Origin of the sequence: Mesorhizobium sp. Root552 (assembly GCF_001427285.1) — a bacterium.
Lineage (GTDB): Bacteria > Pseudomonadota > Alphaproteobacteria > Rhizobiales > Rhizobiaceae > Mesorhizobium.
Genome location: NZ_LMFV01000008.1, coordinates 111,312 through 134,261 on the forward strand (window position 1 = coordinate 111,312; position 22,950 = coordinate 134,261).

Genomic DNA, 22,950 nt, shown 5'->3' on the forward strand with positions numbered 1-22,950 from the left:
AGTTAGAACTCCACCTTCGTGACGACTGCCCGGTGATCCGACGGCCAAGGGCTGACGACGATGCCGGCTTCGGGTGCCTTTTCGCCGACGACTTCGGCACTGAGGACCTTCAGCCCGGCTGCCCTGGCGAAAACGAAGTCGATGCGGTCATGGTGATCTTCGGGATCAGAAGGTTCGCTGGTCGGTGTCCAGGTTATGCCGGGCTTGGCAACCGGGTCGGGGTGGATAACGCGGAAGGTATCGACGAAGCCGGCCTTCTCCAGCTTGGTGGTGCCCGGCCACGCGACAGCGAGAGGCTGGAGGCCGGCTTTCACGGTCCCGTCGGTCCAGTCGCGGTGTGAAGGCTCGTTGAAATCGCCCGCGATGAAGACGGCTGCGGCATCCTTGGCGGCATCAGCGCCAGCGATCAACGCATCGAACGACTTGCCGCGCGTTTCCTCGGCGGATTTGATCGCTTCGTCGGCCGTTTTCAGGAACGGGGCGTCGCCATATTCGATGTTGAGGAGTTGATAGGGCTGGTAGGGCGCGTCATCGAGGTTGACGCAGAAGACATAGATCGCGCGGCCATTTACATCGATCGAAACGCCAAGATCGCCTGACGCCGGCTTGGTGATCGGGTATTTCGAGATAATGGCATTGGCCCATATGGCGGGGTTCTTCGCCGTCTGGTCGTAATAGTGATAGCCGAGCGCCTCGGCTATTTTCGGCGCTACCGACTCTCCGCGAGGGTCGCAAACATCGGCCGTGCAGGGATCGCCTTCGAGACGTGTCTCGGAAACCGCGATGATGTCAGCGCCGGCAGCCTTGATGGCAGCGACCGTCTCATCGACGGGCTTGCCCTCGTTCCCGCCGCCGCCCCATATGTTGTAGGCCATCAAGGTCAGTGTATCTGCCGCGAGGGCCGGATGGGTCATGGCTGCGATCAGGCTGACGGTTGCGGCAAGCAATCCTACCTTCATTTCACACCCCCAAGAGCGACATGCTGGGCAAGATAGTGTCAATAAGTGCGGCGCGTGGCAATGCGATGACTATGAAGGCGCTTGCCAGATATGGCGAGGCACCCTCCGTTGCGTCACCCGTGGTGGCCTTGCGCATGGGCGCTTGAGCGGGCAAGGATCGCCCATTACCGGATTGGAGGTTGATAAATGTCGCTCAAGGGAAAGACGCTGTTCATCTCCGGAGGGTCGCGCGGCATCGGGCTGGCGATTGCGCTTAGAGCCGCACGCGACGGCGCCAATGTGACCATTGCCGCCAAGACTGCCGAGCCGCATCCAAAGCTGCCGGGGACGATCTACACGGCGGTCCAGGAGATCGAGCAGGCCGGCGGCAAAGGATTGCCGGTGCTGTGTGATATTCGCGAGGAGGGACAGGTGGCGGACGCCGTTGCCAAGACCGTGGAGCGGTTCGGCGGTATCGATATCTGCGTCAACAACGCCAGCGCCATCCAGCTTACGGCTACGCTGGAAACCGACATGAAGCGCTATGACCTGATGCACCAGATCAATACGCGCGGCACGTTCCTCGTCTCGAAAATGTGCATCCCGCACCTGAAGTTGGCGCAAAATCCTCACATTTTGAATCTGGCGCCGCCGCTCGACATGAAGGCGAAGTGGTTCAAGAACCACGTCGCCTACACAATGGCAAAGTTCGGCATGTCGATGTGCACGCTGGGCATGAGCGCCGAATTCGCCAAGGACGGCATAGCAGTGAATTCGCTATGGCCGATAACCACGATCGACACGTCTGCCGTGCGCAACCTGCTTGGCGGGGCGACGGTTGCTGCGATGAGCCGTTCGCCGGACATCATGGCGGATGCGGCCTATGCCATTTTCAATCGGCGTTCGCGCGAGGCGACCGGCAATTTCTATATCGACGAAGAGGTTATGCGTGCCGAAGGCGTCACCGACTTCTCGCACTATGCGCCGGGAGCAACGGGGCCACTGGCCAGCGATTTCTTCGTGCCGGACGAGGTGTTCGAGCGAACCGATACCGAGATAAAGCGGCTATTCTAGAGTTCCGGGCCGGTGTTGGTGACACCTTCGGTTTTTGCTGCCTTGGAATGCCCCATGACGCGGTCGATATAGGCGAGCATCAAGGCTGAAACCACGAAGGCAAGGTGCATGATGGTGAGCCACATCAACTGCGCGTTCGTGTAGGACGAGCTGTTGAGAAACACCTGGAGCAGGTGGATCGATGAGATGGCAACGATGGTGGAGGCAACCTTCACCTTAAGCGAGCCGACGTCGATGGTGCCCAGCCAATGGACTTCGCCGTCGTGGGCATCGAAGCGGCTGACGAAGTTCTCGTAGCCCGAGATGATGACCATCACCACAAGCGAGGCGACAAGCGCCGCATCGATCAGGCCGAGCATCTTGAGGATGGTATCGGTTTCGTCGAGCAGGAGCACCGTGGCGAGAAACTCGTAGAGCTTCTTGCCGAAGGAAATGGCGTAGACCGCGAGCGCGAGGCCGAGACCAACATAAAACACCACGAGCAGCCAGCGTGAGGCCAGGATGATGGATTCAACGGCAAGTTCGAGGCGCTTCATGAAATGGGTCCAGTGGATCTCGCGCGCATTTGGGGTATCGCTTTTCTCATTGCAAGGGCCTTAAACCACTCCGGTGCAGCGAGTGCCGGAAAATGCAAGGCTTCACCATAAAGCGGTGAGGCCCTGCCGGGAGGGGGCTCGGCAGGGCCTCGTGTCCCGCGGGGAGCGGGACGGGGCAGGGAACCCCATAATAAATCTGGGATAGCAGCGCCGCGATTCAATGGCTTGCCGTTGAATCGCGGCGCTATTTTTTATCAGTTCGCGCTGGCGACCGGCGCGACAAGCGGGGTGATGCGCCGGATTGTGACGCGGCGGTTTTCCCGCTCAGGCTTTTGCGACTTGATCTTCAGGTACTGCTCGCCATAGCCCTGCGTGGTGAGGTTCTCCGGCGGGATGCCGAAGGCACCCGTCAGGGCCTCAGCCACCGATTCAGCACGACGGTCCGACAAGGCCAGATTGGCTTCGTTCGAACCGACCGCGTCGGTATGGCCTTCGATGAGGAAGGTCTCCGCCGGGTTCTTCTTCAGCAGCTTCTCCATCGCGTCGGCCACGCCTTGCAATTTCTCGACTTCGGCGTCGCCGATGGAGGCGGAGCCGAACTCGAAGTTCAGCGTGTCTAGGTCGATGCGCCGGGCAATGTCGCGGACGCGGGCGGAACGCTTGACCTCATCCACCGAGTAGAGGCGCTGGACACGCTCCACGGGCGGTTGCTCGAGGAACTCGTAGTAGAGATCCGGGTCCTCGACCGCGCGCGATTCAAGAATGTAGTCGCGACGCGGGATGGTGAGCCGCATCGGCGGCAGGTCATAACCCGGATCGCGCCATTCGCGCACGTTATCGTAGTAGCGCTCGTCGACGTAGTTCAGCACGTATTCGCGGCCATCCGGCATTATGCGCGAGCGGCGGATTATGTCGCCGTTGCGGTTGCGGATGGTGATGAGCTGGCTGCCATCACGGCGTTCCACGACCTCGCGGGTGCGGCCGCGCGGCAGATCCTCGTAATAGACATCGCGGGCATCGCGGGTGATGCGTGGCCGGTCGTCGCTTTCCACGAACGTCTGGTTGTTGAACTGGATGATGATGCGGTTGCCGATTTCGCGCACGACATCAGCACCTTGCGGGCGCTCGCGCTGCTCCACTTCCGGCGCGCGTTCGCGGCGCGTGCCCTTTTCCTCCGTAACCGGCACGATCTTCTCAGGCGTGATCGCCTGCTGGGCTGCCTTGTCGTCGACGGGAGGCGGGCCGGGATCGACCGGGGCAGGCTGAGGAGCAGCGGCCTGTCCTGCGTCAGCCGGCGCTGGCTGGCCTCCATCGGCAGGTGCGGCCTGTCCGCCAGTGGCAGCACCGCCACCCTGAGCTGGAGCCGGCGCTTCCTTCTGGCTGTCGAGAATAGGCGCCTCGTTGGGGTTGGCGGGTGCTGCCTCGCCCTGCGCGGGCTGTTCCGCTGGCTGTTCGCCCGTTGCCGGTTGCTCACCCGTGGCAGGTTGCTGTTCGACTGGCGCCTGTTCGCCCTGCTGTGCAGGTTGCTCCGTCTGCTGTGCTGGCTCCTCGGCAGGAGCCTGTTCAGGCGTCGGGGCGGTGCCTGATTCGGGCGCAGGCGCCGGCTGCTCGGGTTCTGCGGCCGGCTGTTCCTGCTGCGGCTTTGCCTCGGGCTGCGGCGCGGCTTCTGGCTCTGCCGCAGGTGCCTGCGGTTGTTCAGGTTCGGCTTCGGGAGCCTTCTGCTCAGGGGCAGGTGCTTCCTCTGCCGGCTGTTCGGCCTGTGGCTCAGGCTGCGGCGTAGCCTCAGGTTCTGGCGCCGCTTCAGGTTCTGCCGCTGGCTGCTCCGGCTCAGGCTGAGGAGCCGCTTCAGGCTCTGGCGCTGGTTCGGGTTCCGCAGCAGGAGCCTGCTGCTGTTCGGGCTCGGCGGCAGGCGGCTGTTCCGGCGCAGGCTGTTCGGCCTGCGGTTCGGGCGCCGGCGCAGCCTCGGGTTCAGGCTCTGGTTCAGGGGCGGGCGCGGCTTCGGGTTCAGGCGCCTGTTGTTCCGGTTCGGCAGGTGCCGATTGCTGCTGGCGAGCAGCGCAGTCTTCAGCGGATTCGCCTTCGGCGCATTCAGCTTGCGCAAGTACGAAGGTTCCGTCTGAAGTCCGGGGTGAAAGGCTGGTGCTGTCCAACAGCGGGAAGGCCGCCAATGGCGTCGATGCCATGAGCAGGCCGAGTGCGGTCCCTGCCAGAATCCTGGGTTGGCGTTTCATTCGTTCGCTCTCCTTGTAAAGTCCCATCGCTGCCGAAACTTGCCGTCCCGCATTTGGTTCCAACATTAGCGCGATAGACCAGATGCAAGGCGAATGGCCGTCAGAACAATGGCAAGATCGTGTCTTTTCCCACTCTTGCTTGACCTTGAGCCCCGCGCAAGCCACATGCAGCCTGATGGATGCGCCGTTCTGGAAGACCAAAACGCTGGAAGAGATGAGCCCGCACGAATGGGAATCGTTGTGCGACGGCTGCGGCAAATGCTGCCTTTCCAAGCTGGAGGACGAAGACACCGGCGAAATCTACTGGACAAGCGTTGCCTGCCGGCTGTTCGACGCCGGCACCTGCCGCTGTTCCGACTACGCCAACCGGCTGGCCAAGGTGCCGGACTGCGTCGGCCTCACGCCTGAGAATGTGCGCACGATCAGCTGGCTGCCCGGTACCTGCGCCTATCGGCTGGTTGCGGAAGGACATGATCTTTACTGGTGGCACAGGCTGGTTTCAGGTAGCGCGCAGACGGTGCACGAAGCCGGCATTTCCGTTCACGGGCGTGTGCGGGCGAGCGAGAACGACCTGGCCGAGCCGGAAGACTATTTCGACTATGTGCTCGACGAAGAGCCATAGGCGCGTCGCGCGCTTTCCCTGAAATCTAAAAACAATCGATGGCCTGCGGCGTGGTGGCCGCCACCTTTGGGCGGTGATTTGCAAATGAACCGCACATGAATGCGCGGTTCCCGTTCGGTTCAGCATCGAAATTCTAGTGTTGCGGCATGGATTGGCGAGCGACTGGAAAAGCCAAGCCAAATGAACCGCAGCAGGAGAACGACAATGCTCAAGATGATCAAGACCGCAGTGCTTTCCGCTCTTATCGGCCTCGGCGGCATCGCCGCCATTCCCGCCGCTGCACAGGCGGACGGCCTTTACCTCAATTTCGGTGGCGGCTCCGGCGTCGGCCTCCATGTCGGCGAGCGCTACGGCCGTCACGATTGGCGCCATGACCGCCGCGACTGGCGCCGCGGTTGCTCGCCGCAGCGTGCGCTGGACAAGGCAGAGCGCATGGGCCTCCGCCGTGCCCGCATCATTGATGCCGGCCATCGCACGGTGAAAGTGGCGGGCCGCAAGTTTCATCACCGCCAGATCGTGGTGTTTGCCAACGAGCGCGGCTGCCCCATCATCTACCGCTGATCGCGGGCTGGTTTGAGACGCTCAAAAGAAAGCCCCGGAAGCGAGCGCTTCCGGGGCTTTTCGTTCAAACGCCCGTTACTTGATCTCGAAAGTGACGTTTACCTGGACACGGTAAGAATTTTCGCCAGCCTGGATGGGAACCGCCGCCCTTGCCGAATCGAAGGACTTGGCGCTCATCGGCATGGGCTGAGGCGCGTAGCTCTGTTCGCTGATCTCGACCACCTTGCCGACCGAGACTCCGGCGGCTTCGGCCAAGGTCTTGGCCTTGGCCATGGCGTCGGATACCGCCTTCTTGCGGGCCTGGGTGATGACGGTCGACGGATCGGCATTGGTGAAGGAAATGCCACCGCCTTCGTTGACGCCGAGGGTCACCGCCTTGTCCAGGATCTCCCCGGTCTTGTCGATGTCGCGCACCCGTACCGAAAGCGTGTTGGTGACCTGGTAGGCGACCAACTCGGCCTTCTGGGTGCCGTCGGGATCGTTGGTATAGTTGTAGCGCGGGTTGATCTGGATGCCTGCCGTCTGGAGGTCGCGATCGGCGATGCCGGCGGATTTCATCGCAGCGATGACGGCTGCCATGGCGTCATTGTTGGCATCGAGGGCCGCGCGCGCGGTCTTGGCTTCGCGCATGACGGAAAGCGTGAGCATGGCAAGGTCAGGGGCTGCGGTGGCCTCACCTTCGCCGCTGACGATGATGCGCGGCGGTGGCGGAACGTCGGCTGCGCGGGCTACTGCTGGCAATGTCATTGCCGCCGCCAGCGCCAAAGGAAAAAACGATCTGGTCATAAAATGCTCCATGAGGTGCGTCCCTTTCGGCGGGCATATTGTGCGAATATGGACTGATTTGGGCAGCCCACACCAGAGTACCGGCAGAGCCTTGTGCCGGGCCGAGAAAAACACTAAGCAGCCTGCGTGGGGCCTGTAGCTCAATGGTTAGAGCCGGCGGCTCATAACCGCTTGGTTGGGGGTTCGAGTCCCTCCGGGCCCACCATCACCCCGCCGCTTGACGAAGCCACCGAAATAGCGCGGCAAGGCTGGCGCGACAGCTTAAGCGATATGTCGATTTCCTGCTGGAGCGAATGGACTATTCCCCGGCAGCAAAATAAGCGCTTCGTCATGTAAACAAGCGGATCGTTCCAGCTTCACTCACATCGTAACCGGTAAGCTCGGCGGCATGCAGTCCTAGGTCATCCTTCGCCATGAAACGAAACAAGGCCTGCATGAAGGGTTGGAAATAAGTGCGCTGGCGCATCACCAAGTCGAATTCCTCCCATAGGATAGGAACGAAATCGAGATCGTGCGTACGGGCGGCGGCACGGGTCGCAACGCCACAATCGGCTGCACCCGCTCGTATGGCGCCTGCAAGGTCCGGTCCTGTCAGGCAAGGCTGTTCGAGGCAGTTCAAATCCGACAGGCTCGACCCCGCCCGTTCCAGCAAGGCCTCCAGCAACATCTGCGCTCCTGCGCCCTTCTGACGCGTGGCCAGCTTGACGTCGCGGCTCAGGACATCGCTGATACTTTTCAGGCCCTTCGGGTTGCCGGGCGGTAGCAGAAGACCTTGCTCGCGCCGGGCAAAGGCGACAACAACGACATCGTGAAGCAGCGGCTGTTCCCTTACCGCTGTGAAGTTGGCAGGCTCCCCGGTCTCTCGAACTGAATGAAAATGAATTGCGGCAGCGGCGACTTCTCCGCGAAGCAGGCGCGACATGCCGTTTTCGCTACCTTCGGTCAGCGAGGCCAGGCCGGACCCCGATCGGCGCAGGCACCATTCAAGAAGATCGTCCTGACTGCCGCCGACGATTGGCGGCGGGCTGGTGGGAATCATCCCCGTCGGTTGAATCAGCTCGGAAAGAACCCACCGGTCGAGCTCATGGCGCGGGAACAGCCATTTCCCAGTGACTTTGCTGCACGGGATTTCGTTGGCGGCGACCAGCTCATAGACCTTGCGTTCGCCCAGGCGCAAATAGTCGGCTGCTTCAGACGTGGTGAGTAGATCCATACCTGCACCGATATGCATATTTTAGGTTTTATTCAATCGTTTGACAGAGAGGGAATGATTGCAGACAAACGCTGCCGGAGGAGAGCATGTCTGGCAGTCTGGGCGCCTGGGAGATGATAGTGAGCGGCGATGCGACGCTTTACGCGATCGTGCGCCTGTCGCTGGCTGTCAGCCTTTCGGCAGTGGCAATTGCGGTGCTGATTGGGTTGCCTCTCGGGGCTGTCCTTGCGCTCACCCGGTTTCGCGCCCGCACCGCGTTGATCGTGCTTCTCAACGGCTTCATGGGCCTGCCGCCGGTAGTGGTTGGCCTGACCGTCTTCCTTCTGTTGTCGCGGTCCGGGCCGCTTGGCGTATTTGGCATACTGTTCACGCCTCTTGCCATGGTGATCGCCCAGGCCCTGCTGGTTGTGCCGATCATTGCTTCGCTGTCGCGCCAGACCATCGAAGATCTGTGGCACGAGTACCGGGATGAATTGACGGCCATGAATGTGGGTCCGGTTGGCCGCATGTCGACGCTCCTGTGGGACAGCCGTTTCAGCCTGCTGACCGCGCTCCTGGCCGCTTTCGGCCGCGCAGCTGCCGAAGTCGGCACGGTCATGATCGTCGGCGGCAATATCGATGGCTTCACCCGCACCATGACGACGACGATCGCGCTGGAGACGTCCAAGGGCAACCTGCCGCTGGCCATGGGGCTGGGCATCATTTTGATTGCGCTCATCGTGGCGATCAACGCCGCTGCCTGGGGCATTCGTGTCTGGTCGGAACAGCGGGCTGGCTGAGATGCGCGGCATGTCAAGCGATCTTCCCGTGCAGTTCGAAGGCGTCTCGGTGCAAGCCGGTTCGACGGTTATCCTCGACGATGTGAACCTGTCGATTGCGCCGGGCCAGCCGACAATGGTGATCGGGCCAAACGGGTCGGGCAAGACCACGCTGCTGCGATTGTGCATGGGGTTGTCCGTGCCGACGACGGGCAGGATCACCTGGGGCGGGCGCGATGCTCTTCGTCCCGGGCGGTTGGCCATGCTGTTCCAGCGGCCGGTGATGCTGCGCCGCTCGGTTGCCGACAACATCACTTACGGCCTTGCGAAGGCCGGGCTGTCTCGCAAGCAGCGCCTTGCCCGCATGGAGCAAGTCCTTTCCCGTGTCGGCCTGCTCGAGCTTGCAGGCCGCCCCGCCAGGCGGCTTTCGGGCGGCGAGCAGCAGCGTGTCGCGCTGGCGCGCGCACTGGCCCGCGAGCCGGAACTTCTGCTGCTTGACGAGCCGACAGCCAGCCTTGATCCCGCCGCCACCCGCGCGGTCGAGGACATCATAACCATGGCTGCGCAGTCTGGCATCAAGATCGTCATGGCATCGCATGACCTGGGCCAGGTGCGCCGGTTGGCAGGAGAGGTGGCCTTTCTCGTCCGTGGACGTTTATGCGAGCGCGCTGCCGCTACCGACTTCTTCGATCGTCCTTCAACCCGCGAGGCCGCAGCGTTTGTACGCGGCGACCTCGTCATCTAGCACATAGGAGTTTCCATTGATGAACCGTCGTCTTTTTTCCGCCTTTGCCGCCCTGGCATTGCTGTTCGCGGGCAGCGCCACCGCTGTCGCGCAGGACAAATCGATTGTGGTGGCCTCAACCACATCGACCCAGGATTCGGGCCTGTTCGATTATCTTCTGCCGCTGTTCAAGACCAAGACCGGCATAGACGTGAAGGTGATCGCGCAGGGAACCGGCCAAGCGCTCGATACGGCGCGGCGGGGCGACGCCGACGTCGTGTTCGTTCACGCCAAGGCTCAGGAAGAAAAGTTCCTGAGCGAGGGTTTCGGCGTCAAGCGTTACGATGTGATGTACAACGATTTCGTGCTGATCGGACCGAAGAGCGATCCGGCTGGTGTCAAGGGTACCAAGGATATCACTGCCGCCTTCGAGGCCATACGCGCCAAGCAGGCGCCGTTCGTCTCGCGCGGCGACAAGTCGGGAACCCATAGCGCCGAGCTCAAGCTTTGGAAGGAAGCGGGCATCGATATCGATGCGGCCAAGGGCGAATGGTACCGCGATATCGGCCAAGGCATGGGGGCGGCCCTGAACACGGCTGGCGCCATGAATGCCTATGTGCTTTCCGATCGTGGAACGTGGCTGTCCTTCAAGAATCGCGGCGATCTCGAAGTCGTGGTGGAAGGCGACAAGCGCCTGTTCAACCAGTACGGCGTCATGTTGGTCAATCCGGAAAAGTTCTCGACGGTTAAAGCCGACCTTGGCCAGAGCTTCATCGATTATCTCGTTTCCGAGGACGGCCAAAAGGCGATCTCGGAATACAAGATCGACGGCCAGCAACTGTTTTTCCCTAACGCAGCCCGCGATCCGTCCTGAATCCATCGCAGCGTTTTTCATGTCGAGGCGGGAGATATCCCGCCTCGTTCTGTTTTGGTGGTTGAAATCGCGGTCGCGCCCGGCCATTCATGGGGCATGAGCAAAACGCAGCCTTCGAACGGCGCGCTGACCAGTGTTGAAGCGGTGCTTGCCGAACTGCTCGATGGACTGGTCCCGGTCGCCCCTGTTTTTGTACCGCTAGACCAAGCTAGAGGGCGCGTCGCCGCCGAAACAGCCGATCTGGCGACGGCGCTGCCCGAACGCAACAGGGCAGTGATCGACGGCTGGGCCCTGCGCTCACTCGACCTCTCCGGCGCCTCGTCCTATTCGCCGTTTCCCTTGCTGGAGACCCCTCAATGGGTCGAGGCCGGCACCGTGCTTCCCGAGGGTTGCGACTGTGTCCTCAAGGGCGATCTCGTCGATTGTGAGGGTCCGCTCGCACAAGCCTTTTCCGATGCTATCCCCGGCGAAGGCATCCGTCGCGCCGGCGAAGATGTTGCGGCAGGTCGGCCTGTCGTGGTCGCGGGCCGCCGCCTGGAAAGCACCGACCTTCTGGTAGCACGCGCTGCTGGACGTGAAACCGTTTCCGTGCGGACGCCGCGTGTTGTCCTGCTTGATGTGGCGGCGTCCGATGGCAATTCCCTGACGACGCAATGGATCGCCGAGTTGTTGGAAAATGATGGCGCGGCGATCTTGAGGCAAACGGCTGCACGGGACGCCAGTTCGATCGCCAATGTCCTCGACGGACTTGATTGCGATTTCATCGTGACGGTCGGGGGCACCGGCTTCGGGCATTCCGATGCGACCGCCGAGGCGCTGAGCATGTGCGGCACCCTGATTGCCAACGGCTTGGCGCTGCGGCCCGGCTCGACCGCTGCGGCGGGGAGGGTAGGCAACCTGCGTGCGGTCGCGCTGCCCGGTGCGCCCGATCAGGCATTCGCTACCTATCATGCACTGGCTAGACCGGTCCTTGACCGTCTGGCCGGGCGCTCGGAGAGGGTAGGGATCGAGTTGCCGCTAGCGCGCAAGGTTTCATCGACGGTTGGCATGGCCGAGATCGTTCTGCTTCAGCGCCAGCATTCCGCCTGGCTGCCGCTCGCTGCCGGCAACCTTTTGCTGGATCACCTGCGCCTTGCCGACGCTTTTGCAATCATCGCCGGCGACAGTGAAGGGTATCCCGCTGAAGCGCCCGTCCAAGGCTTTCTATTGCGGTATGCGTGAGCTAGTAGACGCCGATGGTGAAGTCTTCTGCATCAACGATATCGTCGCAGCCACAAGGGATTGGCCAGGACCAGTTCCTGACGATCCTGTCGCGCGAGGAGGCAATCGCCCGCTTTGATGCGGCATTGTTTCCACGTGGGCTCATCGAGGAAGAAAGAGCACTGGACGACGCGCTTGGCCTGGCATTGGCGCGTGATGTCGTGGCGCCGCTTGATGCGCCGCCGTTCGATCGCTCGGGCGTCGACGGCTTCGCCGTGCGATCCGCCGATATCGTTTCCGCCTCGGAGGGCGCGGCGGTGCGCCTGGCATTGAACGATGAAATCATCGCCTGCGGCGTGGCGCCCGCGCAAACCGTGGAGCCGGGCAGGGCAACCGTCATCGCGACGGGTGGGCCGTTGCCGCGCGGAGCGGATGCGGTTGTCATGGTCGAGCACACCCAGCCGGCGGGAGCCGACGCAATCGAGGTGTACCGCAGCGCCTCCCCTGGCCAGTTCGTGTCCTACGCTGGATCGGACATTGCGCGTGGTGAAATCCTGCTGCGCGCGGGAACGCAGATTGGCTCTCGCGAAATCGGCATGCTGGCCACCTGCGGCATCGGCCGCGTCTGTGTTGCGCGAAAGCCAGTTGTCGTAGTGCTTTCTACCGGCGACGAACTGGTTCAGCCGGGATCTCCGTTGCGGCCAGCCGCCGTCTACGACGCAAATGGTCCGGTCGTCAGTGCGGCGATTGCCGAAAACGGCGGGGAGGCCGTGTTCAAAGGTGCGATTGCCGATGACGAGGAACTGCTCGAGCGCGCGATGAGGGATGCGCTCGACGCCTCCGATATGCTGGTCTTGTCCGGCGGCACATCCAAGGGCGCCGGGGATCTCAGCCACCGTATCATCAGCCGGCTGGGACAACCCGGAATCATCGCACATGGTGTGGCGCTAAAACCCGGAAAACCCCTTTGCCTTGCCGTTTGCAATGGGAAGCCTGTGGTCATCCTGCCCGGGTTCCCCACTTCGGCGATGTTCACGTTTCACGATATCATCGTGCCGGTGCTACGCCGCTTGGCCGGGTTGCCGCCGAGGGCCGAGGCCAAGGTGTCGGCGGAAATTCCACTTCGCATCGGATCGGAACTGGGCCGCACCGAGTTCGTCATGGTGTCCCTGGTGGAAGGCGAGAACGGGCTTGTCGCCTATCCGACCGGCAAGGGTTCAGGTGCTGTCACGTCCTTTGCTCAAGCCGATGGGTTCGTGCGCATCGACGCGCTTGCGGATCATCTGCCCGCCAAAACAGCGGCAGAAGTCACGCTCTTTACGCCGCATGTGCGCGTGCCGGACCTCGTGATCATCGGCAGCCACTGCACGGGGCTCGATATCGTACTGTCGCCACTGGCGCGGGACGGCCTTGTGGCTCGCTCGCTTGCTGTTGGTAGCCTCGGTGGGCTGGCGGCGGTGCGCCGGGGCGAATGCGACCTCGCGCCGATCCATCTTTTCGATGACAAGACCCAGACTTACAACCGGCCGTTCTTGAGCGAGGGTCTGGAACTGGTGCCGGGCTGGCGACGTATGCAAGGCTTCGTCTATCGCGCGGAGGACCGGCGTTTTGAAGGCAAGTCGGTCGAGGAAGCAGTTGCCGCCGTGTTGGCCGATGGCGCCTGCATGATGGTCAATCGCAACCAGGGAGCAGGCACCCGCATCCTCATCGACAAGTTGCTTGGGCAGGCAAGGCCCGATGGCTACTGGAACCAGCCGCGCTCGCACAACGCCGTTGCCGCCGCGGTGATCCAGAACCGGGCGGATTGGGGGGTAACCATTTCGACCGTCGCCAAGGCTGCCGGTCTTGGTTTCATCCCGCTGATGGAAGAGCACTACGATTTCGCGCTCAGCTCGAGCCGCAAGGCGCGTGCGCCGGTGCAAGCGTTTCTTGCTGCACTGCAATCACCTTCCAGCCGCACAGCACTTGAGCAAGCCGGTTTCCGCCCTGCCTGATCAGCTGTTAGCAAGTTTCTCCAGCCGTTCGGCTTCGGACAAATCCTCAACTGTGTTGGCGTTGAAGAACGGATCGACGGGTTCTGCCGGCCAAGCGACGGTCGCGAGCCGGTAGCGGGCTGTCCACCGGTCGATCTTGCGCATGCCTTCCTCGACCAAGGCGCGGCGCAGGTCGTTGCGCAAGGCCACGCTCCACAGGCCGATCACCGGATGCGACCGGCCTCCCGAGGCTGCAACGACGAGTTGAGTGTCTTCCTTCAGTCGAGTTTCATGGAAGCATTTGACCAGATTTCGAGGCAGGAAAGGGCAATCACCGGCGGCGCTGGCTACCCATTGAATATCCGGCTGGTTTTCCGCCGCCCAGTCCAGCGCGGCAAGGACGCCGGCCAGTGGCCCGGGATAGTCCGCGACCGTGTCGGCCACGACGGGAAAGCCGAAGGCGGAAAAACGGCTCGGATCGCCATTCGCGTTCAGGATCAGCCGGTCGCATTGCGGTGAAAACCGCTCGATGACGTGATCAAGTATGGTGCGCCCGCCAATCTCGCGCATCGGCTTGTCGCCTCCGCCCATGCGGCGCGCCAATCCGCCCGCGAGAATAACGCCCAGTGTCGGTGAGAGGTCAGTCGTCATGTTCGGCGCCCTTGCGCGAATGTCGTGAAGGTTCGTCTTCGACGCTCGAGGCGTCCTGGTCGAAAATAATCCGCTCTTCGCCGGATAGCGCGGTGAACCGCTTGCCACGCGCCCGCCCGACCAGCGTCAAGCCGGTCTGCCGGGCCAGCATGACGCCCCAGGAGGTGAACCCCGATCGCGAAACGAGTATCGGAATACCCATGCGCACCGTCTTTATCGTCATTTCGGAGGTGAGGCGCCCGGTGGTGTAAAGGATCTTATCGGCCGTATCGACACCATGGCGGTATATCCAGCCCGCTAGCTTGTCGACGGCATTGTGGCGGCCGACATCTTCCATGTAGCATATCGGCTCGCCCTGCTTGCACAAGACGCAACCGTGGATAGCCCCGGCCTCCAGGTAGAGAGAGGGGACTGTGTTGATGGTGCGTGTCATCTGGTAAAGCCAGGAAGTCCGCAGTTCGGCTCCGGGCAATTCTATTCCCTCGACCGCCTCCATCAGGTCGCCGAAGGCGGTACCTTGCGCGCAGCCGGACGTCAGCGTCCGCTTCTTCAGCTTCTGCTCGTAATTGGTGTTGCGCTCGGTACGCACGACAACCACCTGCAGATCGTCATCATATTCGACGTCAGTCACGACATCGTCCGGCTTCAGCATATTCTGGTTGAGCAGATAGCCGAGTGCCAGATAGTCTGGATAATCGTTGATCGTCATCATGGTGACGATCTCCTGAGCGTTGAGATAAAGCGTCAACGCGCGTTCCACAGGTACGGTCGCCTCTACGGGCATGCCGGTTTGGTCGATCCCCTTCACCCGCTCGGTAAGGCGCGGATTGCTCGGGTCGGGCATGATGACGGGAATCTGCGGTCGATCTTGTCGATATTGCATGTTGTTCCGTTAGCGGTCGATTTGCAGATCTTGCAAACGCGATTTCACCGTCACGTTTACATGAAATGGCTCGCACGTCAGCCATGTTTGATGATAGGTCGCGACCCCGACGGTCCGAGAACTCCTTGAAAGGTATAGATTGGACGATGGCGCAACTTTCGGATGACTGTTTTGCCTTTGACGGGCCGCTATTACCGATAGACGAGGCCGCTCGATTGCTGGCTACTCGGCTTGGCGTCGTCGAAGGTTGCGAAACGGTCCCGCTCGTAGAAGCCGACGGACGCATCCTGGCCGGGGACCTGACCGCTCCGCTGCCGCTGCCGCCGTTCACCAACTCTGCCGTCGATGGCTATGCGGTGCGCGGCGTCGACCTGCCAACCGGTTCGGCGGAGAGATTTCTTGTGACCGGACGAATTCAGGCCGGCGCCACCACATCGACCGCCGTGGCCCCTCAGGAGGCCGTGCGCATTTTCACGGGCGCTCCCATGCCCGACGGCGCAGATACGGTTTTCATGCAGGAAGACGTAAGTTTGGATGGTGAAAATCAGGTCATCTTGCCACCAGGCCTGAAGCGCGGAGCCAATACGCGACCTGCCGGCGAAGATATTGCCGCCGGGCAGGTTGTCCTGCATGCAGGGCACCGCATAAGGCCCCAGGATGTCGCACTCATGGCGGCCCTTGGCTTTACCGGGGTAGAGGTCCGCCGCCGCATTCGCGTAGCCATCTTCTCGACCGGCAATGAAATCGTCGCCCCCGGCACCAAGCGCGGCCCGGCGCAGCTTTTTGATTCCAATCGCTTCATGCTGATGACGATGCTGAAGCGCCTTGGATGTGAAGTCGCAGACTACGGAATCCTGCACGATGAGGTGGAATCCATCGCTTCGGTCCTTAAGCGTGCTGCCGCCGAGCAGGATCTCGTCATAACCTCGGGCGGGGTTTCAACTGGTGATGCCGACTATGTGAAGACCGCCGTCGAAAGGGTCGGCACGTTGGTATTCTGGCGCATTGCAATCAAGCCGGGCCGTCCGGTTGCGATGGGGGTAATAGAGGGCACCCCCTTTTTGGGATTGCCGGGTAACCCTGTGGCAAGTTTCGTCACCTTTGCCCATGTGGCGCGCAACGCAATATTCGCCCTCTCGGGAACTCGAACAAAGCCGCCTGTCACGATTCCGCTGCGCGCTGCTTTTTCGTACCGAAAGAAGGAAGGCCGGCGGGAATATGTGCGCGCCAGCCTGAGAAGTGCTGAAGATGGTGCTGTCGAGGCAGTAAAGTTTCCCCGCGAGGGCGCAGGCTTGTTGTCTTCGCTGGTCGAAACCGATGGGTTGGTAGAGCTTGGAGAGAAAACTGTCCGCGTCGAACCAGGGCAGATGGTTGCATTCCTTCCATATTCAAGCTTGCTTTAGGTATTGACTGCAAAAACTTGGTCGAATTGGTATCAAGCCGCCGTCTCATTGTGAAATGAATCGCGCCGTCCTCGATCTTTTTCCTGCCCCTTCTTGTGGTTCGGAGCGCTACCCTGAACCCACGATTAAGCATGGCGCTAAATCCTTCCGCATTTCCTCAAGTATTTAACATTTTTATGAAGCGGGTCTTTGTGCTTGCCTCGACCGCGATAAAGAATACTTTCCCATCATGATGACGACGAAGCTTGATCTCACCGGGTTGAAATGCCCACTCCCGGCTTTGAAGACCCGTAAGGCTTTGAATGCCGTCAACCAGGGCGATCGATTGGAAGTTCACTGTACGGACCCGTTGGCAATCATCGACATTCCCAACCTTGTCAGCGAAACCGGGGACCGCATCGAGAGCACCGAGCGGGACGGAAACCGGATCATTTTCTTGATCGAAAGGCGAGTGGACGAGCCGGGCAGTCTGGCGCGATGATGGCAGGGTTGGTAAGGCGCTTGTCGTTCGACTGCATATTTAGGCAGAATTTGAAAAACCATAAAAATAATGTATCCTGGGGAATATCTGTTGCCTTATAGTCAAAATCCGGCCGCCGCGCTTGGCACGCCGCATCGGAAGTACCGCCAAGGGGAGAACGCATGACAATTCAAGATCGCCGCCGCCGCGATCGTGGCCCGAAAGGTCGGGGGCTGGATGATACAGCGCTTGACGAAGTCAGGGCGCTTCTGGGTTCGCGGGAACGACGCAGGGACCTGCTGATAGAATTCCTTCACTTGATCCAGGACGCGTATGGGCATTTGTCCGCGCGCCACCTGCGTGCCCTGGCCGAAGAAATGCGCCTGTCGCAAACAGAAGTCTATGAAGTGGCGTCGTTCTACGACCATTTCGATGTGGTCAAGGAAGGTGACGTTCCGCCGGCGCCGTTGACAATAAGGGTGTGCGATTCGGTTAGTTGCATGCTGGCTGGCGCGGAAAGCCTGGTTGCAGGCATTGCTTCCGGAGTCGATCCTGCCGCGGTTCGTGTCGTGCGGGCTCCTTGCATGGGCCGTTGTGCAGGCGCGCCGGTTGCTCGCGTCGGCGACCATGAGGTCGACAATGCGACCGTGGAAAGTCTGCTGAAGCTGGTCAAAACCGGCGATACGGAAGTTGTCGTGCCGAAGTACACCGCCCTTGCCGAATACCGGGTCGGCGGCGGTTACCGGCTTCTGGAGAAAGTGCGCGGCGGCGCGGTCACCGTCGAAGAACTGATGGCCACGATGCAGGGGGCAGGCCTACGCGGCCTTGGCGGCGCCGGTTTTCCTGCCGGCAAGAAATGGGAATTCGTGCGCTCCTATGCCGCTCCGCGGCTGATGTCGATCAACGGCGATGAAGGCGAGCCGGGCACCTTCAAGGACCGCATCTACCTCGAGCGCGACCCCCACCGGACCCTCGAAGGGGCATTGATCGCGGCGCATGCGGTGAGCGCCGAGCGCATCTATTTCTATATGCGCGACGAATATCCGGCCGTCCTGCACATCTTGCGCAAGGAGATCGCCGCCCTGGAAGCGGCTGGCATCGCCAAGCCGGGCTTCATCGAGCTTCGGCGTGGTGCGGGCGCCTATATCTGCGGCGAAGAAAGCGCGATGCTGGAATCGATCGAGGGCAAGCGCGGCCTGCCGCGTCACCGTCCACCCTACATCGCCGAGGTTGGTCTTTTTGGCCGGCCGACGCTGAACCACAATGTCGAGACGCTTTGGTGGATCCGCGACATCGTGGAAAATGGCGCGGAATGGTTTGCTGCGCAGGGCAGGCCGGGCCATCCGGGCGCGCGCTCCTGGTCCGTTTCCGGCCGGGTCAAGAACCCCGGCGTCAAGCTAGCTCCGGCTGGCATCACGGTCCGCGAGCTGATTGAGGACTATTGCGGTGGCATGCTCGACGGTCATGCCTTCAAGGCCTATTTGCCAGGCGGCGCCTCAGGCGGCATCCTGCCGGCCTCAATGGGTGATATTCCGCTCGATTTCGGCGGCGAGCTTGCCAAGCAGGGCGCGTTTGTCGGCTCCCATGCGGTGGTGGTGTTCTCGGACAAGGACAACATCAAGGGCGTGACGGTGAACCTGCTGAAATTCTTCAAGCATGAGAGTTGCGGTCAATGCACGCCATGCCGCGAGGGAACTGGTAAGATGGTTTCCCTGTTACAGAAGCAAGGCTCTCTCGATGAAACGGGTTTGCGCGATCTGGAGACCGTGATGCGCGATTCCTCCATATGTGGCTTGGGTCAAGCCGCACCCAATCCGGTCAACCATTTGCTGACGCATTTCCGCGAGGATATCTGAGATGACGGGCCAGGTAGAATTTACTCTTGATGGCAAGAAGGTCGTCGCGGCGGAAGGCGAGACCATCTGGGACGTAGCCAAGCGCGTCGGCACCGATATCCCTCATCTGTGCCATGTCGATCTGCCCGGCTACCGTGCCGACGGCAATTGCCGCGCCTGCATGGTCGATATCGAGGGCGAGCGCGTACTTGCAGCCTCCTGCATCCGTAAGCCTGCGTCCGGAATGGTGGTGAAGACCGACACCGAACGGGCCGAGAAATCGCGCCAGATGGTGTTCGAACTTTTGGCCAGCAATATGCGCCCTGCCGAAAAGGGCCCCGATAACCAGTCGGCGTTCTGGCAATGGGCGTCGTCGATGGGCATTTCCGGCAGCGAGCGTTTTGGCTCGAAGTTTGATGCCGCCCATGCGGCAGAATTCGACATTTCCAATCCGGCTATCGCCGTCAATCTGGACGCCTGCATCGCCTGCGGCGCTTGCGTGCGGGCCTGCCGCGAAGTTCAGGTCAACGACGTGATCGGAATGGCGGACCGCGGCGGCCACACCGTCCCGGTCTTCGACATGCATGACCCGATGGGGCTTTCCACTTGCGTGAGCTGTGGCGAATGCGTGCAGGCGTGCCCGACCGGTGCGCTCTACGAAAAGTCGCTGATGGACAAAACCTACAAGACGCGTGCGGTCCAGGATTTCGACAAGGTAGTCGACACCGTCTGCCCTTTCTGCGGCGTCGGCTGCCAAACCAAGGTGGCGGTCAAGGACAACAAGATCGTCCAGGTCGACGGTCGCAACGGCCCGGCCAACGAAAACCGGCTTTGCGTCAAGGGCCGCTTTGGCTTCGACTATGCGATGTCGCCGGAGCGGTTGACCAAGCCGTTGATCCGTCGCGACGATGCGCCGAAAGCAGGCGATGCGGATATGCGCAACGTCGATCCGCTGACCGTGTTCCGCGAGGCGACTTGGGAAGAAGCCCTTGAGCGCGCAGCGAGTGGCCTGAAGAAAGTCCTCAAGGAAAACGGCGGCCAGGCACTGGCCGGCTTCGGCTCGGCAAAGGGCTCCAATGAGGAAGCCTATCTTTTCCAGAAGTTCGTGCGTCAGGCATTCGGCACCAACAATGTCGATCACTGCACCAGGCTTTGCCATGCGTCCTCGGTTGCGGCCCTTATGGAGGGCGTCGGCTCGGGCGCGGTGTCAGCGCCGTTCATGGATGCCATGAAGGCCGAATGCGTCATCATCATCGGCTCGCGTCCGACGACGAACCACCCCGTTGCCGCCACCTATTTCAAGCAGGCGGTCAAGAAGGGGCTCAAGCTGATCATCATGGATCCGCGCCGCCAGGACCTGATGCGCCACGCCACCCATTCGCTGCAGTTCAAGCCGGGCAGCGACGTGGCCATGCTGAATGCGCTGTTGCACGTCATCGTGGAAGAAAAGCTGTATGACGAGCAGTATATTCAGGCGAATGTTACCGGCTTCGAAGCGCTGAAGAAGAAGGTCAAGGATTTTTCGCCGGAAGCAATGTCGGAAGTGTGCGGCATCGAGGCTTCTGTGCTGCGCGAGGTGGCGCGCACCTACGCCAAGTCCGAGCGCTCCATGATCTTCTGGGGCATGGGTCTTTCCCAGCACACCCACGGTACCGACAATTCGCGCTGCCTCATCGCACTGGCGCTGATTACGGGCCATGTCGGGCGTCCCGGCACAGGCCTGCATCCGCTGCGTGGCCAGAACAACGTTCAGGGCGCTTCCGACGCCGGCCTGATCCCGATGTATTATCCGGACTACAAGTCGGTGGAAAATGTCGATATCCGGGGCCAGTACGAGAATTTCTGGGGCCAGACGCTCGACCCCAAGCGGGGTCTCACCGTGGTCGAGATCATCGACGCCATCCATGCCGATGAGATCAAGGCCATGTACATCATGGGCGAGAATCCGGCCATGTCGGACCCCGACCAGATTCATGCGCGCGCCGCGCTTGCCAAACTCGAACACCTGGTGGTGCAGGACATCTTCCTGACCGAGACGGCTTGGCATGCAGATGTGGTGCTGCCCGCCTCGGCCCACGCGGAGAAACTCGGCACCTTCACCAACACCAACCGTCAAGTGCAGATTGGCCGTCCCGCGCTCGATCCGCCAGGCGAGGCTCGCCAGGACCTCGATCTTATCATCGATCTTGCCAAACGCATGGGCGTCGACTGGAACTACAAGCATGTTTCGGATGTCTACACCGAGATGGCGCAGGTCATGCCGTCCTTGAATCACATCTCGTGGGACCGCATCGAGCGTGAGGAATCGGTCATCTATCCGGCCGACGGTCCCGATGTTCCCGGCAACGAGGTCGTCTTCACTTCCGGATTTCCTACCTCCGACGGCCGCGGCCGCATCGTACCGGCGGATCTTTTGCCGCCTGCCGAAGTGCCGGACGGAGAGTATCCGCTGGTGTTGACCACCGGGCGCATGCTCGAGCATTGGCATACGGGAGCCATGACCCGGCGCGCCGGCGTGCTGAACGCGATCGAGCCTTATGGCATTGCTGCCATGAACCCCTACGAAATCGAACGGCAGGGGCTAGGCATCGGCGACGTCATTTCCGTGGAAACGCGTCGCGGCACGGTGGAAGCGATCCTGCGCGCCGACCGGGAAGTCGCCGATGGTATGGTGTTCATGCCGTTCTGCTTCAACGAAAGCCCGGCCAACAAACTCACCAACCCGATGCTTGACCCTTACGGCAAGATTCCGGAGTTCAAATACTGCGCGGCACGCGTTGCGCCATTGGAACGGCGGCACATCGAGGCTGCCGAGTAAGCGGAAACAAGAGTTTTATCTGATCGGCAGTGCCCGGTGCGGGGACGCACCGGGCACTTGCTTTCAGGAGGGGGCTTTTCAGGCGCTTGCCGCCGGCGCCGTTATCGGCGTGAAGCCGAATCTTCTGAAAATCGCCTGGCTTGAGGGCGACAAGACAAAGAGGGCGAAAGACAGCGCCGCCGGCCGGCACCCTACAAGCGGCGCCATCGTGTATTCGGGAACGACATCGATCGAGGCAGGAAGTTCGATCAACTCCACGTTCTCGAGGCGGCCCGCTCGTTTTCTCATTCCGGTCACATAGCCGAAGCATGCGTCGATGGTGCCGTCATTTATCGATCGGGTTATCGAGTCGCGCGATATTTGCACTGCCAGCGTCAGCGGGCTGCCGTTGAACTTGCGGGTCTTGGAATCGAGGACAGCGAACGCACCGGGCTTGAATCGCTCGACCCTGCGAAAGATGTCCCACGTATAGTCGCCCGAGAGCCCTTTGGCCGGCATCACTGCCCCGATATGGATATCCGGGTTCAAGATCCTGTCGATCAGGTTGCCCTGATTGATGTTCGCGTCGCGCCGAACCAGCGCACACATCGTGTTGCGGGCAAAGATGATGGGAGGCCTCGCCAATCCCAACTCGGCAAGTCGCGAAGAGTTGGCGACATCGGCGGACAAGAAGAGATCCGGCCTTTCGCCGGTCTCGATGCGCTCTCTCAAAGGTCCGATAGGCCCATGTTGCATCGAGACGGGTATTCCAGTCATTTCAGAAAAGGACGAGGCAACTGCGGACATGACATTGCTTAGGCTGCCTGCCGCATAGATATGGATTGCGGACTGCCTCGAATGAACCGGCGACCGTCCCTCGACCCTTGCACGCTCGGCGGTTGTGGCACTTTCGCCTGCAGGCTCGCGGAGGTCGGCTCTCAACCGGTCGTAGTTATCCAATACCTGCTTTCCCCAGGCGAGAACCTTTTCGCCGTCACCGGTAAGCCCCCGGAAAGATTGCCCGCGCTCTATCAGTTGAACGTCAAGGTCTTTCTCGAGTTTCTGGATCGCCGAGGACAGCGTAGGCTGCGTGACGCCGCAAGCCCTTGCAGCGCGGCCGAAATGCTTTTCCTGCGCCAAAGTTACAAAGAAGAAGAGGTGCCTGATTTGCATAGAATTACATCCACCCCTTTAGTTTAGACGATCCGCGCACCGATCGAAAGCACCCATCAACTACGGTCACCGCTATAATTCGTTGCGGCAACCTTACCAGAATCGGTTTCGATGAGTCTGAGCCGCACTGGCTCAGCGCGGTCCATTTTCAGGAGGGGCGTGCCAAAGGCGAAGTCGATGCCGCCGTTGGTCATGTTGCGCGCTCTGCTGGGCGGTAGTGGCGGTACGGGTCTGCGGCCTGCGGTTCCTGATCCCATT

At 61.3% G+C, this 22,950-nt stretch carries 20 protein-coding genes and 1 tRNA gene; 13 read left to right on the top strand and 8 right to left on the bottom strand.

The window, feature by feature from the left end; translation table 11 throughout:
* Positions 1-2: 2 nt before the first annotated feature.
* Positions 3-959, bottom strand: a complete 957-nt coding sequence (locus ASD50_RS05075) for an endonuclease/exonuclease/phosphatase family protein (RefSeq protein WP_056236934.1) — start codon at positions 957-959, stop codon at positions 3-5.
* A 186-nt stretch (positions 960-1,145) separates the two neighbouring features.
* Here ASD50_RS05075 and ASD50_RS05080 point away from each other — a divergent pair, with 186 nt between their 5' ends.
* Entirely contained in the window at positions 1,146-2,012 is an 867-nt protein-coding gene (locus tag ASD50_RS05080; protein ID WP_056236935.1) for an SDR family oxidoreductase, read from the top strand.
* Here the strand turns inward: ASD50_RS05080 and ASD50_RS05085 are convergent.
* A complete protein-coding gene (locus ASD50_RS05085) occupies positions 2,009-2,548 on the bottom strand; it encodes a TIGR00645 family protein (protein WP_056236937.1) in 540 nt (179 codons plus the stop codon). The two genes, ASD50_RS05080 and ASD50_RS05085, sit on opposite strands and share 4 nt — an antisense overlap.
* Positions 2,549-2,802: 254 nt before the next feature.
* Positions 2,803-4,779: an OmpA family protein gene (locus tag ASD50_RS05090; RefSeq protein ID WP_056237027.1), complete on the bottom strand. Its 1,977-nt coding sequence runs from the start codon at positions 4,777-4,779 to the stop codon at positions 2,803-2,805.
* A 175-nt stretch (positions 4,780-4,954) separates the two neighbouring features.
* On the opposite strand from ASD50_RS05090, the gene ASD50_RS05095 reads away from it, so the two are divergent.
* Positions 4,955-5,401, top strand: coding sequence for a YcgN family cysteine cluster protein (locus tag ASD50_RS05095; RefSeq protein ID WP_056236939.1), 447 nt, complete (start codon positions 4,955-4,957; stop codon positions 5,399-5,401).
* 204 nt (positions 5,402-5,605) lie between these two features.
* Positions 5,606-5,962, top strand: a complete 357-nt coding sequence (locus ASD50_RS05100) for a hypothetical protein (RefSeq protein ID WP_056236941.1) — start codon at positions 5,606-5,608, stop codon at positions 5,960-5,962.
* A 75-nt stretch (positions 5,963-6,037) separates the two neighbouring features.
* Here ASD50_RS05100 and ASD50_RS05105 read toward each other — a convergent pair whose 3' ends face one another.
* Positions 6,038-6,748, bottom strand: a complete 711-nt coding sequence (locus ASD50_RS05105) for an SIMPL domain-containing protein (protein WP_056237029.1) — start codon at positions 6,746-6,748, stop codon at positions 6,038-6,040.
* A gap of 129 nt (positions 6,749-6,877) precedes the next feature.
* Here ASD50_RS05105 and ASD50_RS05110 point away from each other — a divergent pair.
* Positions 6,878-6,953: transfer RNA gene (locus ASD50_RS05110), tRNA-Ile, on the top strand.
* Positions 6,954-7,076: 123 nt separating this feature from the next.
* On the opposite strand, the gene ASD50_RS05115 is transcribed toward ASD50_RS05110, so the two are convergent.
* Positions 7,077-7,961, bottom strand: a complete 885-nt coding sequence (locus tag ASD50_RS05115; protein WP_056237031.1) for a helix-turn-helix transcriptional regulator — start codon at positions 7,959-7,961, stop codon at positions 7,077-7,079.
* A gap of 86 nt (positions 7,962-8,047) precedes the next feature.
* On the opposite strand from ASD50_RS05115, the gene ASD50_RS05120 reads away from it, so the two are divergent.
* From ASD50_RS05120 to ASD50_RS05140, 5 genes are all read left to right on the top strand, one after another.
* Positions 8,048-8,740 carry an ABC transporter permease gene (locus tag ASD50_RS05120; protein WP_056236944.1) on the top strand — a complete coding sequence of 231 codons (693 nt, stop codon included), beginning with the start codon at positions 8,048-8,050 and terminating at the stop codon, positions 8,738-8,740.
* 1 nt (position 8,741) lies between these two features.
* Positions 8,742-9,464: a phosphate ABC transporter ATP-binding protein gene (locus ASD50_RS05125; protein WP_056236945.1), complete on the top strand. Its 723-nt coding sequence runs from the start codon at positions 8,742-8,744 to the stop codon at positions 9,462-9,464.
* A gap of 19 nt (positions 9,465-9,483) precedes the next feature.
* Positions 9,484-10,317, top strand: coding sequence for a substrate-binding domain-containing protein (locus ASD50_RS05130; RefSeq protein WP_056236947.1), 834 nt, complete (start codon positions 9,484-9,486; stop codon positions 10,315-10,317).
* Positions 10,318-10,413: 96 nt separating this feature from the next.
* Entirely contained in the window at positions 10,414-11,538 is a 1,125-nt protein-coding gene (locus ASD50_RS05135) for a molybdopterin-binding protein (protein WP_056237032.1), read from the top strand.
* A 14-nt stretch (positions 11,539-11,552) separates the two neighbouring features.
* Positions 11,553-13,511 carry a molybdopterin biosynthesis protein gene (locus tag ASD50_RS05140; protein WP_056236949.1) on the top strand — a complete coding sequence of 653 codons (1,959 nt, stop codon included), beginning with the start codon at positions 11,553-11,555 and terminating at the stop codon, positions 13,509-13,511.
* Here the strand turns inward: ASD50_RS05140 and mobA are convergent, their stop codons facing one another.
* The gene (gene mobA, locus ASD50_RS05145; RefSeq protein WP_056236951.1) at positions 13,512-14,141 is read right to left on the bottom strand and encodes a molybdenum cofactor guanylyltransferase MobA; all 630 of its coding nucleotides are present in this window, start codon (positions 14,139-14,141) and stop codon (positions 13,512-13,514) included.
* Positions 14,131-15,024, bottom strand: coding sequence for a formate dehydrogenase accessory sulfurtransferase FdhD (gene fdhD / locus ASD50_RS05150; protein WP_056236953.1), 894 nt, complete (start codon positions 15,022-15,024; stop codon positions 14,131-14,133). Before fdhD ends, mobA begins: the two co-directional genes overlap by 11 nt.
* Before the next feature lie 146 nt (positions 15,025-15,170).
* Between fdhD and glp the strand changes: the two genes are divergently transcribed.
* The 4 genes from glp to fdhF all read left to right on the top strand — a co-directional run bounded on the left by glp (position 15,171) and on the right by fdhF (position 21,540).
* Positions 15,171-16,427: a gephyrin-like molybdotransferase Glp gene (gene glp / locus ASD50_RS05155; RefSeq protein ID WP_056236955.1), complete on the top strand. Its 1,257-nt coding sequence runs from the start codon at positions 15,171-15,173 to the stop codon at positions 16,425-16,427.
* Positions 16,428-16,656: 229 nt separating this feature from the next.
* Positions 16,657-16,908: a sulfurtransferase TusA family protein gene (locus tag ASD50_RS05160; protein WP_056236958.1), complete on the top strand. Its 252-nt coding sequence runs from the start codon at positions 16,657-16,659 to the stop codon at positions 16,906-16,908.
* 161 nt (positions 16,909-17,069) lie between these two features.
* Positions 17,070-18,743 carry an NAD(P)H-dependent oxidoreductase subunit E gene (locus ASD50_RS05165; protein WP_056236961.1) on the top strand — a complete coding sequence of 558 codons (1,674 nt, stop codon included), beginning with the start codon at positions 17,070-17,072 and terminating at the stop codon, positions 18,741-18,743.
* Between the two features lies 1 nt (position 18,744).
* Complete coding sequence (fdhF, locus tag ASD50_RS05170; RefSeq protein WP_056236963.1) at positions 18,745-21,540, top strand: formate dehydrogenase subunit alpha; 2,796 nt, start codon at positions 18,745-18,747, stop codon at positions 21,538-21,540.
* A gap of 78 nt (positions 21,541-21,618) precedes the next feature.
* On the opposite strand, the gene ASD50_RS05175 is transcribed toward fdhF, so the two are convergent.
* Complete coding sequence (locus ASD50_RS05175) at positions 21,619-22,692, bottom strand: LysR family transcriptional regulator (protein WP_056236966.1); 1,074 nt, start codon at positions 22,690-22,692, stop codon at positions 21,619-21,621.
* Positions 22,693-22,950 lie beyond the last annotated feature (258 nt).

What these genes read in the sequence shown, in the direction of transcription:
- mobA (WP_056236951.1), bottom strand. Translation starts at nt 14,141, where the DNA reads ATGACGACTGACCTCTCACCGACACTGGGCGTTATTCTCGCGGGCGGA.
- ASD50_RS05135 (WP_056237032.1), top strand. Translation starts at nt 10,414, where the DNA reads ATGAGCAAAACGCAGCCTTCGAACGGCGCGCTGACCAGTGTTGAAGCG.
- ASD50_RS05165 (WP_056236961.1), top strand. Translation starts at nt 17,070, where the DNA reads ATGACAATTCAAGATCGCCGCCGCCGCGATCGTGGCCCGAAAGGTCGG.
- ASD50_RS05125 (WP_056236945.1), top strand. Translation starts at nt 8,742, where the DNA reads ATGCGCGGCATGTCAAGCGATCTTCCCGTGCAGTTCGAAGGCGTCTCG.
- ASD50_RS05105 (WP_056237029.1), bottom strand. Translation starts at nt 6,748, where the DNA reads ATGACCAGATCGTTTTTTCCTTTGGCGCTGGCGGCGGCAATGACATTG.
- ASD50_RS05090 (WP_056237027.1), bottom strand. Translation starts at nt 4,779, where the DNA reads ATGAAACGCCAACCCAGGATTCTGGCAGGGACCGCACTCGGCCTGCTC.
- fdhD (WP_056236953.1), bottom strand. Translation starts at nt 15,024, where the DNA reads ATGCAATATCGACAAGATCGACCGCAGATTCCCGTCATCATGCCCGAC.
- ASD50_RS05080 (WP_056236935.1), top strand. Translation starts at nt 1,146, where the DNA reads ATGTCGCTCAAGGGAAAGACGCTGTTCATCTCCGGAGGGTCGCGCGGC.
- ASD50_RS05130 (WP_056236947.1), top strand. Translation starts at nt 9,484, where the DNA reads ATGAACCGTCGTCTTTTTTCCGCCTTTGCCGCCCTGGCATTGCTGTTC.
- ASD50_RS05120 (WP_056236944.1), top strand. Translation starts at nt 8,048, where the DNA reads ATGTCTGGCAGTCTGGGCGCCTGGGAGATGATAGTGAGCGGCGATGCG.
- ASD50_RS05160 (WP_056236958.1), top strand. Translation starts at nt 16,657, where the DNA reads ATGATGACGACGAAGCTTGATCTCACCGGGTTGAAATGCCCACTCCCG.
- ASD50_RS05175 (WP_056236966.1), bottom strand. Translation starts at nt 22,692, where the DNA reads ATGCAAATCAGGCACCTCTTCTTCTTTGTAACTTTGGCGCAGGAAAAG.
- ASD50_RS05115 (WP_056237031.1), bottom strand. Translation starts at nt 7,961, where the DNA reads ATGGATCTACTCACCACGTCTGAAGCAGCCGACTATTTGCGCCTGGGC.
- ASD50_RS05140 (WP_056236949.1), top strand. Translation starts at nt 11,553, where the DNA reads ATGGTGAAGTCTTCTGCATCAACGATATCGTCGCAGCCACAAGGGATT.
- ASD50_RS05085 (WP_056236937.1), bottom strand. Translation starts at nt 2,548, where the DNA reads ATGAAGCGCCTCGAACTTGCCGTTGAATCCATCATCCTGGCCTCACGC.
- fdhF (WP_056236963.1), top strand. Translation starts at nt 18,745, where the DNA reads ATGACGGGCCAGGTAGAATTTACTCTTGATGGCAAGAAGGTCGTCGCG.
- glp (WP_056236955.1), top strand. Translation starts at nt 15,171, where the DNA reads ATGGCGCAACTTTCGGATGACTGTTTTGCCTTTGACGGGCCGCTATTA.
- ASD50_RS05095 (WP_056236939.1), top strand. Translation starts at nt 4,955, where the DNA reads ATGGATGCGCCGTTCTGGAAGACCAAAACGCTGGAAGAGATGAGCCCG.
- ASD50_RS05100 (WP_056236941.1), top strand. Translation starts at nt 5,606, where the DNA reads ATGCTCAAGATGATCAAGACCGCAGTGCTTTCCGCTCTTATCGGCCTC.
- ASD50_RS05075 (WP_056236934.1), bottom strand. Translation starts at nt 959, where the DNA reads ATGAAGGTAGGATTGCTTGCCGCAACCGTCAGCCTGATCGCAGCCATG.